Annotated in this window: 13 protein-coding genes; all 13 read right to left on the bottom strand. The window is 57.4% G+C overall.

Going from position 1 to position 15,612, the window contains the following annotated elements:
- Positions 1–25: 25 nt before the first annotated feature.
- On the bottom strand, positions 26–1,123 hold the full coding sequence (gene nusA / locus PA598K_RS01360; protein ID WP_128655111.1) for a transcription termination factor NusA: 1,098 nt from the start codon (positions 1,121–1,123) through the stop codon (positions 26–28).
- Positions 1,124–1,150: 27 nt separating this feature from the next.
- Positions 1,151–1,612, bottom strand: coding sequence for a ribosome maturation factor RimP (gene rimP, locus PA598K_RS01355; protein WP_128655110.1), 462 nt, complete (start codon positions 1,610–1,612; stop codon positions 1,151–1,153).
- A 167-nt stretch (positions 1,613–1,779) separates the two neighbouring features.
- Entirely contained in the window at positions 1,780–6,087 is a 4,308-nt protein-coding gene (locus PA598K_RS01350; protein WP_128655109.1) for a PolC-type DNA polymerase III, read from the bottom strand.
- A gap of 25 nt (positions 6,088–6,112) precedes the next feature.
- Positions 6,113–7,561: a proline--tRNA ligase gene (proS, locus tag PA598K_RS01345; RefSeq protein WP_128655108.1), complete on the bottom strand. Its 1,449-nt coding sequence runs from the start codon at positions 7,559–7,561 to the stop codon at positions 6,113–6,115.
- A 63-nt stretch (positions 7,562–7,624) separates the two neighbouring features.
- Positions 7,625–8,899, bottom strand: a complete 1,275-nt coding sequence (rseP, locus tag PA598K_RS01340) for an RIP metalloprotease RseP (RefSeq protein ID WP_128655107.1) — start codon at positions 8,897–8,899, stop codon at positions 7,625–7,627.
- A gap of 73 nt (positions 8,900–8,972) precedes the next feature.
- Entirely contained in the window at positions 8,973–10,115 is a 1,143-nt protein-coding gene (locus PA598K_RS01335) for a 1-deoxy-D-xylulose-5-phosphate reductoisomerase (RefSeq protein ID WP_128655106.1), read from the bottom strand.
- 16 nt (positions 10,116–10,131) lie between these two features.
- Positions 10,132–10,920 carry a phosphatidate cytidylyltransferase gene (locus PA598K_RS01330; RefSeq protein ID WP_185601408.1) on the bottom strand — a complete coding sequence of 263 codons (789 nt, stop codon included), beginning with the start codon at positions 10,918–10,920 and terminating at the stop codon, positions 10,132–10,134.
- Between the two features lie 22 nt (positions 10,921–10,942).
- Positions 10,943–11,707, bottom strand: coding sequence for an isoprenyl transferase (locus PA598K_RS01325; protein WP_128655105.1), 765 nt, complete (start codon positions 11,705–11,707; stop codon positions 10,943–10,945).
- Between the two features lie 114 nt (positions 11,708–11,821).
- Positions 11,822–12,376, bottom strand: coding sequence for a ribosome recycling factor (gene frr / locus PA598K_RS01320; protein WP_128655104.1), 555 nt, complete (start codon positions 12,374–12,376; stop codon positions 11,822–11,824).
- 1 nt (position 12,377) lies between these two features.
- A complete protein-coding gene (pyrH, locus tag PA598K_RS01315; RefSeq protein ID WP_128655103.1) occupies positions 12,378–13,106 on the bottom strand; it encodes a UMP kinase in 729 nt (242 codons plus the stop codon).
- A 123-nt stretch (positions 13,107–13,229) separates the two neighbouring features.
- Positions 13,230–13,880, bottom strand: a complete 651-nt coding sequence (gene tsf, locus PA598K_RS01310) for a translation elongation factor Ts (RefSeq protein ID WP_128655102.1) — start codon at positions 13,878–13,880, stop codon at positions 13,230–13,232.
- A gap of 151 nt (positions 13,881–14,031) precedes the next feature.
- Entirely contained in the window at positions 14,032–14,730 is a 699-nt protein-coding gene (rpsB, locus tag PA598K_RS01305; RefSeq protein ID WP_020615255.1) for a 30S ribosomal protein S2, read from the bottom strand.
- A gap of 207 nt (positions 14,731–14,937) precedes the next feature.
- A complete protein-coding gene (locus PA598K_RS01300; protein ID WP_128655101.1) occupies positions 14,938–15,459 on the bottom strand; it encodes a hypothetical protein in 522 nt (173 codons plus the stop codon).
- Positions 15,460–15,612 lie beyond the last annotated feature (153 nt).

Raw genomic sequence — 15,612 nt, 5'->3', positions numbered from 1 at the left:
TATCCGTAATTCCTGCGCCCAGGGCTCAGTCGATCGAAACCGAATCCTGATGCATCGTACCCGACTGCGTTTTCGGGCGCCCGTATTCTTCCTCGGCCTGAGTCTCGCTCTTGATGTCGATCTTCCAGCCGGTCAGCTTGGCCGCCAGCCTCGCATTCTGTCCCTTGATGCCGATCGCCAGCGAGAGCTGATAATCCGGCACGATGACGCGAGCCATCTTCTCCTGCTCGAAGACGATGACCTCGACGACTTTGGACGGACTGAGCGCGTTGGCGACGTACTCCTCCACGCTGTCGGACCAGCGGACGATATCGATCTTCTCGCCCTTCAGCTCCGTGACGATCGTCTGCACGCGCATCCCCTTCGGTCCGACACAGGAGCCGACAGGATCGACCTCCTCATTGCGGGAATGAACGGCGATCTTCGAACGGAAGCCCGCCTCGCGAGCGACCGAGCGGATCTCCACAACACCATCGTAGATCTCCGGCACCTCGAGCTCGAACAGCCGCTTCAGCAGACCGGGATGCGAACGGGAGAGGATAATCTGCGGCCCCTTGGTTGTGTTCTCCACCTTGGTGATGAACGACTTGACGCGGTCGCCGTGCTTGAACTTGTCGTTAGGCATCAGCTCGGTCAGCGGCAGCACCGCCTCAACCTTGCCCAGATCGATGAACAGATTGCGCGTATCCTGACGCTGGACGATCCCGTTTACAATGTCTTCTTCCTTGTCTATAAAGGCATTGTAAATGAGACCGCGCTCCGCTTCGCGAATCCGCTGCGTGACGACCTGCTTGGCCGTCTGGGCGGCAATCCGACCGAAGTCGCGAGGCGTAACCTCGATCTCGGCAATATCGTCGAGCGAGTAGTGCGGATTGATCTCGCGGGCGGCCTCCACCGAAATCTCCAGACGCGAATCCAGCACATCGTCCACGACGGTCTTGCGCGCATAGACCTTAATGACGCCGGTGAAGCGATTGATGTCGACCCTGACGTTTTGAGCGCTGTTAAAGTTGCGCTTGTAGCTGGAAATCAGCGCCGCTTCGATCGCTTCCAGCAAGACATCCTTATTGATACCTTTTTCCCGTTCGATCTCCGACAGGGCTTCAATAAAATCCATGCTCATTTGAAATGAGTTCCTCCTTGTGGACAATTAAAAAACAATCGCCAGGCGGGCGCTTGCCACCTTGGCATAAGGGATCTCTACCTGCTTTTTGCCGATCTCGATAACTAGGCGCTCCCCGTCGAAGGCGTCCAGCTTGCCCTCGAATTCCTTGCGCTTGTCGATCGGCTCGTAGGTCGTCACGAACACATGCTTGCCGACCGCCTTGCGGACATCTTCGGCCTTTTTGAGCGGGCGCTCTGCGCCGGGCGAGGATACCTCAAGGAAGTAAGCTTCCTTAATCGGATCCTCCTTGTCGAGCTGCTCGCTTATATATTCGCTGATGACGCCGCATTCGTCGATATCGATGCCGCCTTCCTTATCGACGAAAATACGGAGAAACCAGTTACTGCCTTCCTTGACATACTCAATATCGACCAGCTCGAAACCCCCGGATTCGAGATACGGGGCAACCATGGACTCGATAACGGCTTTAATGTTGGATCTGCTCAAACGTTGTAACCTCCCGGTTGTCTTGCCGAAATTGGTGTGGACAAAAGCTAAAGAGTGGGTTGCCCCACTCTTTACGCGAATACCGATATCATCAGGATTACCAGAAAAATTATACCATAACCCTGTCACAGTGACAAGGGGAGTCCCCGGATGAGGCCTTGCCAGCACTAGAAGAGCGACAGCTGATTGGACTCCGGCAAGCCTCGGAAGCAGCCCATCGACGCCAATACCTCGACGATCGTTTTGCCGACTTTGGCTTTCTGCTGGAAATCCTCCACCGACAGGAAGTCGCCATGATCGCGAGCCCCGGCGATGTTGCGGGCAGCGTTGTCCCCGATGCCCCCGATCGCCGCGAACGGCGGGATGAGCGAGTCGCCGTCGACGATAAAGCGGGTAGCGTCGGAGCGGTACAGGTCGATCGGCTTGAATGAAAAGCCGCGCGCCGTCATCTCTAACGCCATCTCGAGAATCGAGATCATCGCCTTTTCCTTCGGCAGCGCCTGGAAGCCCTTGGCCTCGATCTCGATCAGCTTGCGCTTGATGGCGTCGTAGCCCTGACAGAGCAGCTCCAGATCGAAGTCCTCGGCCCGGACCGAAAAGTAAGTCGCATAAAAAGCTATCGGATGATACAGCTTGAAGTAGGCCGTGCGCACCGCCGAGATAACATAGGCAGCCGCGTGCGCCTTCGGGAACATGTACTCGATCTTCAGACAGGAATCGATGTACCATTGCGGCACCTTGCACGCCTTCATCTCGTCGATCCACTCCGGCGTCAGCCCCTTGCCCTTACGCACGCTCTCGGTAATCTTGAAGGCGAGCGAGGCGTCCATGCCCGCTTTGTAGATCAGGTAGAGCATAATGTCGTCGCGACAGCCGATGACCGTCTTGATCGAACAGGTGTTATTCTTGATCAGCTCCTGCGCGTTGCCGAGCCAGACGCCGGTGCCGTGGGACAGCCCCGAGATCTGCAGCAAGTCGGCGAAGGTCGACGGCTGCGTCTCCTCGAGCATCTGGCGGACGAACTTGGTGCCCATCTCCGGCACCCCGTACGTCGCCACCGGCGACTTGATCTGCTCCGGCGTGACGCCGAGCGCATTCGTCGAGTTGAACAGGCTCATTACCTTCGGATCATTCATCGGAATCGTCGTCGGATCGACGCCCGTCAGATCCTGCAGCATCCGCATCATCGTCGGATCATCGTGTCCGAGGATATCGAGCTTCAGCAGGTTGGCGTCGAAGGCATGATAGTCGAAGTGCGTCGTCTTCCACTCGGCGCTCGTATCGTCAGCCGGGTACTGCACCGGCGTGATATCCTCGACCTCCATGTAATCCGGGACGACGACGATGCCGCCGGGATGCTGACCCGTGCTGCGTTTGACGCCGGTACAGCCGCTGGCGAGTCGGTTCAGCTCGGCGCCCCGCCATTTTTTGCCTACATGCTCCTCGTATTTCTTGGCGAAGCCGTAAGCCGTCTTCTCCGCCACGGTGCCGATCGTGCCCGCCCGGAAGACGCATTTCTCGCTGAACAGCACCTTCGTATAGTTATGTGCATGCGGCTGGTATTCGCCCGAGAAGTTAAGGTCGATATCGGGCACCTTGTCGCCCTTGAAGCCCAGGAACGTCTCGAACGGGATGTCCTGACCCTCGCCCTTCATCGGCTTGCCGCACTTCGGACAGAGCTTGTCCGGCAAGTCGAAGCCGCTCGGGACGCTGCCATCGAGGAACCATTCACTATACTTGCACTCGCTGTTGCGGCACATATAATGGGCCGGCAACGGGTTAACCTCGGAGATGCCAAGGAAGGTGGCGACGACTGAGGACCCGACGGACCCCCTCGAGCCGACCAGATAGCCGTCGGCATTAGACTTCTTCACCAGCCGCTCGGAGATCAGATAGTTAGCGGAGAAGCCATAGCCGATGATCGGCTTTAGCTCCTTCTCCAGCCGCTCGACAACGACCTCGGGCAGCGGTTCGCCGTACAGCGATTTGGCCGTATCGTAGCAGGTGTTGCGGATCTCCTCCTCGGCCCCCTCGATGATCGGCGTGAACAGCTCCTTCGGGAACATATCGAACGGCTCGAAGCGTTCGGCGAGCGCTACGGTGTTCTCGACGACGACCTCATACGCTTTTTGTTCGCCGAGGAACTTGAATTCCTCCAGCATCTCGTCGGTCGTCCGGAAGTGGGCGTCCGGCTTGTTCTGATCCTTCAGCGGGCTAAAGCCCGTGATACCGTGGATCGTAATGTCGCGGAACATTTTGTCCTTCGGATTCAAGTAATGGACATTGCCTGTCGCGATGACCGGCTTCTCCAGCTTCTCGCCGATCTCGACGACCCGGCGCAACGCTTGCTCCACCTCGGCGCGGCTTCCGACCAGCCCCTTGTCGACGAGATGCATGTAGAAGGTGATCGGCTGGATCTCCAGTACGTCATAGAAACGCGCCACCTCTTCGGCTTCCTCGACAGTCTTGTTGAGCACTGTCTCAAAAAACTCGCCCTTCTCGCAGCCGGAGATGACCAGCAGTCCTTCCCGCATCGTCACCAGCTTGCTTTTCGGAATCGTCGGCACCCGCTTGAAATGCTCCGTATGCGACATCGAGATCAGCTTGAACAGATTTTTTTTGCCTGCTGCATTGATCGCGAAGATCAGGCAGTGGAACGGCCTTGCATTGGAGAGATCCAAGCCGACATAATCATTTAATTGATGAAGTCCGGTTATATTGCGGTCTGCCGCATCCTTGATCAACCCGAACAACACGCCGCCCAGCGCCACCGAGTCATCAACGGCGCGGTGATGGTTGTCGAGGCTGACCTTGTATTTGTCGGACAATGTGTTGAGCCGATGATTTTTCATTGACGGATGCAGGAAGCGTGCCAGCTCCAGCGTGTCCAGCACCGGATTTTTAATCTCCGGCAGCCCCAGATTTTTGCAGGAGGCTTGGAGGAAGCCGATATCGAAGCGAGCATTATGAGCGACCAGCACAGCATCGCCGACGAACTCCAGAAACTGTCGCAGCATCGGCTCTAGCTCTGGCGCATCCTTGACCATCTCGTCGTTAATGTTGGTCAGCTGCTGGATATGGTATGGGATTTTCTCATGCGGGTTGATAAAGGTCGAGAAGCGATCGATCTCCTTGCCGTCCTGCATCTTCACGCCCGCCAGCTCGATGATCCGGTTGTTAATAACCGACAGACCCGTCGTCTCGATATCGAAGACGACATAGACGGCATCCGCCAGCGATTCCTCGCGCGGCTCCAGCACCATTGGCACCGCGTCGTTGACGACGTTGGCCTCAAGGCCGAACAGCACCTTGACGCCGTGCTTTTTGGCCGCCTTGACCGCATCGGGATAACATTGCACATTGCTGTGATCGGTGACGGCGATCGCCGGATGACCCCAACGCGCCGCCGTCTTGACATAAGCATCGATCGGCGTCACGGCGTCCATCGTGCTCAGCGTCGTGTGGAGGTGGAACTCGACCCGCTTCTGCTCCGCCTTGTCCGTCCGATCTGCCGGCGCCTTCACCTCATGCAGATCATTGGGCATCATGACGAGCTCCGGCTCCTGCATAAACCGATCATATTCGACGCGCCCGCGCGCCTTAATCCATTTGCCGTTAGCCAGTTGGCTTAACACCTTGACATCCTCTTTGGTCTTGGCAAACATTTTCATGGCGATCGAATCCGAGAAGTCCGTCAGATTAAAGGTGAACAGCGTACTGCCATTGCGCAGCTCCTTGCGATCGAGGCCAAACACCGTACCCTGCACCGTAATCTTCTTCTCTTCCTCGATGATCTGCATGATCGGCACCGGCGGTTCCTTGATGTCGTAGCCGACGACGAGCCGAACATCGCCTTCCTCCTCCAGCGGCATCTCGCTTGGGGCGCTGGCCATCATCTGCTCGATGATATCCCGCTCCTCCTGCTCGAGCCGCTGCCGGAACAGCTCCTGCTCCTCCGCCTTGATCTCTCCGGCGACCAGCTTGAGCCGTCCCGCACGGCCAAAGTGGCGTTCAAAGAAACGAACTGCCTCTTCATCCAGCTTTTTTTTGCGGGCCATCTCTAACGCCGTCTCGTTCTGCAGCGTCACAGTGAGCAGATCGCCGTCGCTGCGGATATCCGCGCGTCCGAGCCAGCCGTTCACCGACGGCAGCTCCTGCTGCGCCCACTGGACGAAGAAGGGCCAATACTCGGCCATCACCTCGCCGAAGGGTACGCTCTCGTCGTACTGCAGGACGAACCGCACCTCGGCGATGTGACTGAACTTGTCCTTGACTTTCTGTGTGAAGCCGGCCCAGGCTTCCGAAGGCACCAAAGACGTTTTGCTCAGGCAAAACGTCCACGCTCGATTATTGGGACTGACCCGCACCTGCTCGATGCGGCCGTCCCGGAAATAGGTGTCGATGAACGCCTCCGTAAGCCCGGCCTGCTGCATCAACAGCACAAACCGCTCGCGCTTTGCTTGTGAAATGTTCATTCCCCCCCTTACTCACATTCAAATCCTAATAAGCTCTCGCAAAAACGACGGTCTCGGTGGCGGCGTCGCCGCATACGAGACAGCTGTGCTTGCGCTCGCGCGGCTCGAACGGAATGTTGCGGCTGGTGGCGCCGGTCTCTTCCTTCACCTGGCGCTCGCACGCCTCGGACCCGCACCATCCAGCCTCGACGAAGCCGCGGCGTTCTTCCATAAACGCCTTCATCTCGTCGAGCGTATCGACGGCCTTGAAGTTGTTATCGCGGAAGTTGAGTGCCCGCTCATACATCTCCTGATGGATCTGCTCCAGCATGCGGCCGACTTCCTCGACGAGCGTATCCTGGGCGATAATCCGCTTCTCGCCGCTGATCCGCGAGACGAGCACGATCTGGCCATTCTCCATGTCGCGCGGTCCGAGCTCGATCCGCAGCGGGATGCCGCGCATCTCGTATTCGTTGAACTTCCAGCCCGGCGACACATCCGTACGGTCGTCGACACGGACGCGGACGCCGGCTTTTTTCAGCTCGGCGTATAGCTCGTCCACCCGCGCGACTACAGCGTCACGCGTCTTGGCCGGACCGATCGGGATCATCACAGCCTGGGTCGGCGCGACCTTCGGCGGCAATGCCAGACCGCGATCGTCGCCATGCACCATGATCATCGCGCCGATCAGCCGCGTGCTGACGCCCCATGATGTCGTATGGGCATGCTGCAGATTGTTGTCGCGATCGAGGAACTTGATATCAAATGCCACAGCGAACTTGGTGCCGAGGTAATGGGACGTGCCTGCCTGCACCGCTCGGCCGTCCTTCATCATCGCTTCGATCGAGTACGTGTCAACCGCGCCGGCAAACCGCTCGGACGGTGTCTTCTGGCCGACGACGACCGGAATAGCCAGGAACGACTCGACGAAGTCGCGATAGATCTCCAGCATCTGCATCGTCTCGGCGCGCGCTTCCTCTTCGTTCTCATGCGCGGTGTGGCCCTCCTGCCAGAGGAATTCGCTCGTCCGCAGGAACGGCAGCGTCCGCTTCTCCCAACGGACGACGTTCGCCCACTGGTTGATGAGCAACGGCAGATCGCGATAGGACTGGATCCATTTGGCGTACATATGTCCAAACATCGTCTCCGAGGTCGGTCGGATCGCCAGTCGCTCCTCAAGTTTCTCGCCCGCCGCTTCGGTTACCCACGGCAGTTCCGGATTAAAACCCTCGACATGCTCCTTTTCCTTCTGGAAGAAGCTCTCGGGGATGAAGATCGGGAAGTATGCGTTGCGGTGCCCGGTTGCCTTGAAGCGGCTGTCCAGCTCCCGCTGGATGTTCTCCCACAGCTCATAGCCTTCGGGACGGAATACGATACAGCCGCGCACAGGCGAGTAGTCCATCAGCTCTGCTTTCTTGATGACATCGATATACCAGCGGGAGAAATCCTCGCTTTGCGGCGTAATTTCGGTAACAAATTGCTTATCTTTTGCCATGAGTAGCCTCCACCTTTGTAATGAACGTGCGAGCCAATGCTTAAAAAGAAGGGGACGCCACAGCTATCCCCTGACCAATCTCAAAATATCGTTGTAGGTGACCGCAAGCATAAGCAGCATCAGCATCGCAAAGCCGATGAAATGGACCATGCTCTCGCGGTTCGGATCGATCGGACGTCCCCTGACCGCCTCCAGACCAATAAAGATCAGTCGGCTTCCATCCAGCGCCGGAAACGGCAGCAGGTTGAAGATGCCCAGGTAGAGACTTAAGATCGCGGTCCAGGAGGTCAGTTGCGCAATGCCTTGCTTTGCAATCTGCCCGGTCACTTCCGCCGTCCGTACCGGACCGCCCAGATCATCGAGTACAAAATCTCCGAGCACCAGCTTCTTCAGTCCCTGCAAGATGAGCTCGGTCATGTTCTTCATCGCTTTACCGGCATAGCTGATCGTCTCGCCCACCGACGCCGAGCGCATCGGGAACGACGGCGAGATGCCGACCTTGCCCTCGCCTGCCTCGGGATCGAGGATCGGCGTAATCTCGACGTTGATCGGCTGGCCGTCTCGCAGGACGGTCCATTGCATCAGCTTGTCAGCCGAAGCGCCGATCAGAGCGATCATCCGTTCATAGTCGCCGCCGATCGCCTCGCCGTTGATGCTCTGGATCTCGTCGCCGACCTCCAGATTGGCGTCTGCGGCGGGACGGCCCTCGATAATCTGGCCGATCATCACCTTGTCCGGCGGATCGATCGGCACGCCGACCATCTGGATGTACACCATGAACAGCACGAACGCCAGGACGAAGTTCATGAACGGACCAGCGAAGATCGCCAGCGCACGCTGGCCGACCGTCTTGCTGCCGAACTGGCGATCCAGCGGCGCGATCTGCGTGTCGCGTCCTTTGCTGACCATAAAGGCCTGCGGATGAACCTTGTACGACTCGCGCACGCCCTCGACATCCATGACGATCTCAAGCGAGCGCTCCAGATCGATTGTCTCGACCTCACCGCGAATGACATCGGTACGCTCCTCTAGACGGTCCAGATAGATACGCGTCACCTGATCGCCTGCGAGGCGTACGGCGATCGTCTGGCCGGGCTGCACCTCGACGATCTCCGGGTCCTCCCCGGCCATCCGCACGAAGCCGCCCGCCGGGATCAGACGCAGCGTATATCGAGTCTCGCCTTTCTTGACGGAGAACAGCTTCGGCCCGAAGCCGATGGCGAACTCCCGCACGAGGATGCCCGCGCGTTTGGCGAAGAAGAAATGTCCCCATTCATGGATCGACACGATAACAAAAAACACAAGCACAACCAATAAGACGGTCTGCACCATTTCCACCTTGTAAAGCCTCCTGTTCGTAATGGCCTGTACCTAGATTATCATTATTCTCCCGGAGGTTACAAGAGAACCATTAGATGCAGTCGGCAGCGGACCGTCTGGCCCAGCGATCGATCTCCTCGATCGTCTCCAGGTCGGGGAGTTGCTGTACGGCATGACGTTCGAGGACAGCGGCGATCGTCCGCTCGATATCCAGGAAGGCGATCTCCCCGGCGAGGAAACGCGCTACCGCTACTTCATTGGCCGCATTATACACCGTTGGTGCCGAGCCGCCAGCCCGTCCGCTCTCGAAGGCCATAGCCAGACACGGGAAGCGCTCATAGTCCATCTCGCGGAAGTGCAGCTTGCCGAGCTCCGCCAGATTAAACGGCTTGGTGGGCGTTGGCAGCCGATCCGGGTAGGTGAGCGCATATTGAATCGGCACCCGCATATCCGGCCAGCCCAGTTGGGCGATCGTGCTGTAATCCGCAAATTCGACCATCGAATGAATGATGCTCTCGGGATGGACCAGCACTTCGATCCGATCATAAGGCATATCGAAAAGCCAATGCGCCTCGATCACCTCCAGACCCTTGTTCACCATCGTCGCGGAATCGATCGTAATCTTCGCTCCCATCGACCAATTCGGGTGGCTAAGCGCCTGTTCGATCGTGACGCCCTCTAGCTCAGCGCGCGTCCGATCGCGGAAAGAACCGCCGGAGGCGGTGATGATCAGCTTGTTCACATCGCGTAAGGACTCGCCATTCAAGCATTGGAAGATGGCGGAATGCTCGCTGTCCACCGGCAGGATGCGGACGCCGCGTTCGGCTGCTCGTTTCATGACGAGATGTCCGGCGGTGACAAGCGTCTCCTTGTTGGCCAGACCAATCGTCTTGCCGGCATCGATGGCAGCCAGCGTCGAACGCAAGCCTCGGCTACCGACCATCGCCGTTACGACATAATCCGATGCAGGGTCGGCCGCCAGCTCGCTCAGCGATTCCTCACCGTGCAGCACCCGGATCTCCGCAGGCAGCAGGCCGGCTGCCTGTTCTGCAGCCTCCTTGGTCGCCAGCGATACGGCGCGCGGACGGAACCGCCGCGCCTGCTCGACGAGCAGTTCGACGTTGGCCCCGGCGGCCAGGCTGACGACCTCGAATTGATCGGGATGGCTAGCGATGACGTCCAGCGTCTGCGTACCGATGGAGCCGGTGGACCCCAAGATCGTAATTTTCTTCATAGTGCCCCCTATTCGTCTATAGCAAGCCTGTCAAGGTCAGGATCGGGAATACGATCAGCCAGCTGTCGCATCGATCCAGCACACCGCCGTGACCGGGCAACAGATTGCCGGTATCCTTGATCCCTTTGACTCGCTTGTAGGCCGACTGGATCAGATCCCCCAGCTGACCGGCGACGGCCGCTATCAGTCCGATGAGCAACGCCTTGCCGAGTCCGATCCACGCGGGAGCGGCGAGCGCGCACACGAGCGCGACCGCAACTGCCAGCAGGATGCCGCCAAGCGCGCCTTCGATTGTCTTGTTGGGACTGATAGCGGGCCACAGCTTATGCTTGCCGAAGGCTCGACCAGTGAAATAAGCGCCGATATCGGAGGACCAGATGCAGCCGAATGCGAGCGCGGTATAAAACAGGCCATGCGGCTCCAGCTCGCGAACGGCAATCATCGCGGAGAAGCCTATTCCTATGTACAAGCTGCCGAGCAGCAATAGCGCCGCCTGATCTACAGCTACCCGATTGCGCGTTACGACTGTGATGCTAAGCAGCACAAACATTAGCAGCCATAGCGAGACCAGCGGGTCCGGGGCGGACAAGCCTGCCTGGGACCAGGGGAAGACGAGCAGCAGCAAGCCAGCAAAGCCGGCTAGCGCGGCCGGATGATGCCAGGCGTAGCCGATCATGCGCGCGAACTCGGCGTAGCCGATCACCGCCAAGAGCAGGATCATCGCCATATAAGCCCAGCCGCCAACGATGGCGAGGCCGACAAACAAGGCGCCAGCTACGACGCCCGTCAGGATGCGTTGTCTCAACGTCAGTTCACTCCAATAAAGGCTATACGCCGCCATATCGGCGAGCGCGCCGCTGGTATTCTCGAATCGCCTCGTAAAAATGCTCGTCCGTGAACTCCGGCCAGTACACATCGGTGAACCACAGCTCGCTGTAAGCCATCTGCCAGAGCATAAAATTGCTGATCCGGAGCTCTCCGCTTGTCCGGATCAGCAGATCCGGGTCCGGCAGCTCGCAGGAGAGCAATCGTTCGCTGAAGAGCGCGTCGTCGATGGCCTCTGGAGCCAGTTTGCCTTCGCGAACATCGATCGCAATCTCGCGCACCGCATCGACCATTTCTTTACGACTGCCGTAATTAAGAGCAAAATTAAGGACGAGACCGGTGTTGCCAGCCGTCTTGGCGATCGCTTCTTCCACTGCGCCCAGCGTATAATCGGGCAGACTTTCACGGTAGCCCATCATTTTTACTTGCACATTGTTTTTGATCAGATCGTCCAGTTCGATCGAGAGAAACTCCTGTGGCAGCTTCATCAGAAAATCGACTTCGGCCTTCGGCCGTTTCCAGTTCTCCGTAGAGAAGGCGTATAAGGTCAGATAACGTATGCCAAGTCGATCTGCAGCCATCGTAATCCGTTTTACCGCCTTCATGCCGGAGTGATGGCCAGCCATTCTTGGCAGTCCGCGTTCCTTTGCCCACCGGCCATTGCCATCCATAATGACAGCGACATGCTGCGGAATATTGTCCGCTTTGAGAGCAGCCTCTACGGGCTTAGCAGGCTTTATGAACCAGCTCTTCACTCGTTCCATCATGTAACTTTCCTCCCTAATGGGACGTGAGACCGTCAAGCGTCGGCGCAAGCGCCCGGCAGAAACCCCAATAAGTACAACAAACCCCACCTGTCGGAGGGGCGGGCTAAGCAGCTATTACACTTCCATAATTTCTTTTTCTTTGGCGGCCAGCAATTTGTCGACCTCGGCCACAAATTGGTCCGTTGTTTTCTGGATGTCGGCTTGATGTCCACGCGATTCGTCTTCCGAAATCTCGCCCTTTTCCAGCTTTTTGATGTCGTCGTTGGCATCGCGACGGATGTTGCGGATCGCAACCTTCGCCTCTTCGCCGATTTTTTTCATCGTTTTGACCAGTTCGGCCCGGCGCTCCTCCGTCAGCATCGGGATGCTGATTCGAATCATGTTGCCGTCGTTGGAAGGCGTCAAGCCCAGATCCGACTTGAGAATCGCTTTTTCAATCGCGCCCAGCGACGTTTTGTCCCACGGCTGGATAAGTAAGGTGCGGGGGTCCGGCGTGTTCACATTGGCCAGCTGAGTAACAGGCGTCATCGCTCCATAATACTCCACCTGCACGCGATCGAGCAGCGCTGGCGCCGCTCTCCCTGCACGCAGGGTCGCAAGCTCGCGCTTCAGTGCTCCTATTGCTTTGTCCATACGCTCTTCCGCATTCGATTTGATCGATTGTGGCATCTTAATTCACGCTTCCTTTCACAATAGTGCCGATCTTCTCGCCTAACACGACACGCTTGATATTGCCGCTCTCGGTGATCGAGAAGACAACGAGCGGGATATTATTGTCCATACAGAGAGAGGTTGACGTGGAATCCATGACTCCCAGGTTGCGGTTCAGCACATCCAGATAGGTCAGTTGCTCGAACAGCTCTGCCGTCTCGTCCTTGAACGGATCCGCAGAGTAGACGCCGTTGACCTTGTTCTTAGCCATAAGGATGACCTCGGCCTCGATCTCGGCTGCGCGCAGCGCTGCAGTCGTATCGGTCGAGAAGAACGGATTGCCCGTACCGGCTGCAAAAATAACGACCCGACCCTTCTCCAAATGCCGAATCGCACGTCTGCGAATGTAAGGCTCGGCAATTTGCTGCATCGCGATCGAGGTCTGCACGCGCGTAGGCACATCAATCTGCTCAAGCGCATCCTGCAACGCCAGCGAGTTCATGACCGTCGCCAGCATGCCCATATAATCCGCCGTTGCGCGATCGATGCCTTTCTCCGTTCCGGCGATGCCCCGCCAGATGTTGCCGCCGCCGACAACGATGGCAACCTCTACCTTCATATCGACGACTTCCTTGACCTGTTCAGCGATCGATGCGATCATCGAGGCCTCGATGCCGTACCCATTTTGACCAGACAGCGATTCACCGCTAACTTTCAATACTATACGTTTGTACACGGGCTGTTCCACGCTATAACCTCCATCTTGCACCTCTTACCAAGAGGTTGATCTATCCTGTCCCTAGACGCGCTTGCCGCGCCGCGTATAAGAAGTTGGCGGGGCGGACGAGCCGCTCCGCCAATTGCGTTCGGTTTACAGTTTTGCTTGCGCCATAACTTCTTCTACGAAGTTATCTTCTTTTTTCTCCAGACCTTCGCCCAGCTCGAAGCGAGCAAAGCGACGGATCGAGATATTTTCGCCGATCGCGCTGATTTTTTCGTTCAGCAGGACGGAGATTGTTTTGTCCGGATCTTTGATGAAGGCTTGCTCGAGCAGGCAATGCTCTTCATAGTACTTGCTGATGCGGCCGTCGACCATTTTGTCGACGATGTGAGCCGGCTTGCCTTCGTTGAGCGCTTGGGCACGCAGGATCTCGCGCTCCTTCTCCAGCTCGTCGGCAGCTACTTCTTCACGACGCACGTACTTCGGGTTGGCAGCTGCGATCTGCATCGCGATGTCTCTGACGAATGTGCGGAATTGATCTGTTTTAGCTACGAAGTCTGTCTCGCAGTTCACTTCGACCAGTACGCCGACGCGTCCGGCACCATGGATGTAAGACTCGACCAGACCTTCAGTCGCTGCGCGGCCCGCTTTGTTAGCGGCCGCTGCCAGACCTTTTTCTCTCAACAGCTCGGATGCTTTTTGGATGTCGCCGCCCGTTTCGTCCAGCGCTTTTTTGCAATCCAGCATTCCCGCGCCTGTTCTTTCACGCAACTCTTTTACCGCACTTGCACTAACTGCCATAGGAATAACCCTCCTGTTAATCTTCGGAATATGTAATGCCTGGGATGAACCGCAGTGGATCTTCATTTCAAAAAAAGGATGGTGAGAGGCTATACAGCTTCTGACCACCCTTCTGTGTGTTCTTTATATTCTAGAACGTTATCGGCGTTAATTATGCAGTCGTTTGCTCGCCTTGGTTGGCTTCAACGATCGCATCTGCCATCTTCGACGTGAGCAGCTTGACTGCGCGGATCGCGTCGTCATTGCCCGGAATCACGTAATCGATCTCGTCCGGATCACAGTTCGTATCGACGATACCGACGATTGGGATGCCCAGCTTGCGAGCTTCGGCAACTGCGATGCGCTCTTTGCGCGGATCGATGATGAACAGCGCGCTTGGCAGGCCTCTCATGCCTTTGATGCCGCCCAGGAATTTATCCAGACGCTCTTTCTCCTTGCGGAGAATGATAACTTCTTTTTTCGGCAGCACTTCGAACGTGCCGTCCTCTTCCCATTTCTCGAGCTGCTTCAGACGGTCGATCCGTTTTTGGATCGTCTGATAGTTAGTCAGCGTACCGCCCAGCCAACGCTGGTTGATGTAGAAGTTGCCGCAACGCTCCGCTTCTTCCTTAACGGAATCCTGAGCTTGCTTCTTCGTGCCGACGAACAGGATGCTGCCGCCTTCTTCCGCGATGGAGCGAACGAAGTTGTACGCTTCCTCAACTTTTTTGACCGTTTTTTGCAGGTCAATGATGTAGATACCGTTTCTTTCTGTGAAAATATAACGATCCATTTTCGGGTTCCAACGACGTGTCTGGTGACCGAAGTGTACCCCAGCCTCAAGCAGCTGCTTCATGGAAATAACCGCCATTTTCACAACACCTCCTGTACATGGTTTTATTTGTGTCCTCCGCCCGTCGCATCTTTTGACAAGACTCGCTTCCATAAGCAAGCACCCTTGGCAAAATTGACAAGCGTGTGTTTTTAACACCGTCAATTACTATACCATATCTCCAAAGCCTGTGCAACCGCAGATGCGCTGCAAATCCGCTAGCAAACCACGATCCGCCCGATCCTGTCAATCCAGCGTGATCGGCGGGCCCGTAATGATCTGCATCACTTCGTCCTCGTCCGGCATGCCTTCAAAATAAAAGGTGCCCCGTCGAATTTTGGCGCCCGCTTCCTTCATCCGTGCCATAAACTGCAGACGGTTGTCGATCAGGCCGTAATCTTCCAGGATGCCCGCTGTCTTCTGCAGCGTCGTGCCGCTCTGGATCCGGACGACGCGCTGCAGCGGCTTCGCATCCGCAACAGCCTCCTCTTCCGCCTTCGCAGCTCCCTCCGCCGTCTCCAGCTCGTGCACAGCGGTGGCCTGCTCCGCCAGCTCGGCCCTTACCCGCTCCGCCTCCTCCGCGAGCAGCGCCTGCAGCGCTTCCTCCGTATACTGCTTGCCCTCCTGGGCCGCAGGCGTCCCGCCGCTATCCTCGAAGCCCAACAGCCGCTCCTCGCCCTGCTCGGCCGCCTGCATAAGCACGAGCAGCAGACAGCCGAGGATAATGCCGGTGCCGAGCCCCAGCATATAGGATCGATTTCTAAACACGATGGCGCTCCTCCTGTCTGGAAAGCTGGAGGATCAACTGGACCTCTCCCTTGTTCAGGCCGGCCTTGCGGGCGATCGCTTCGATCGATTTGCCCTGCTCGTGCATGCGGAACACCTCAAGATAGCGATCCCGAATCATCGGCTGCTGCGGCT

The organism is Paenibacillus sp. 598K (genome assembly GCF_003851045.1).
Lineage (GTDB): Bacteria > Bacillota > Bacilli > Paenibacillales > Paenibacillaceae > Paenibacillus_D.
Note: the sequence above shows the minus strand (reverse complement) of the source record. Positions and strands in the feature narration are given on the sequence as shown.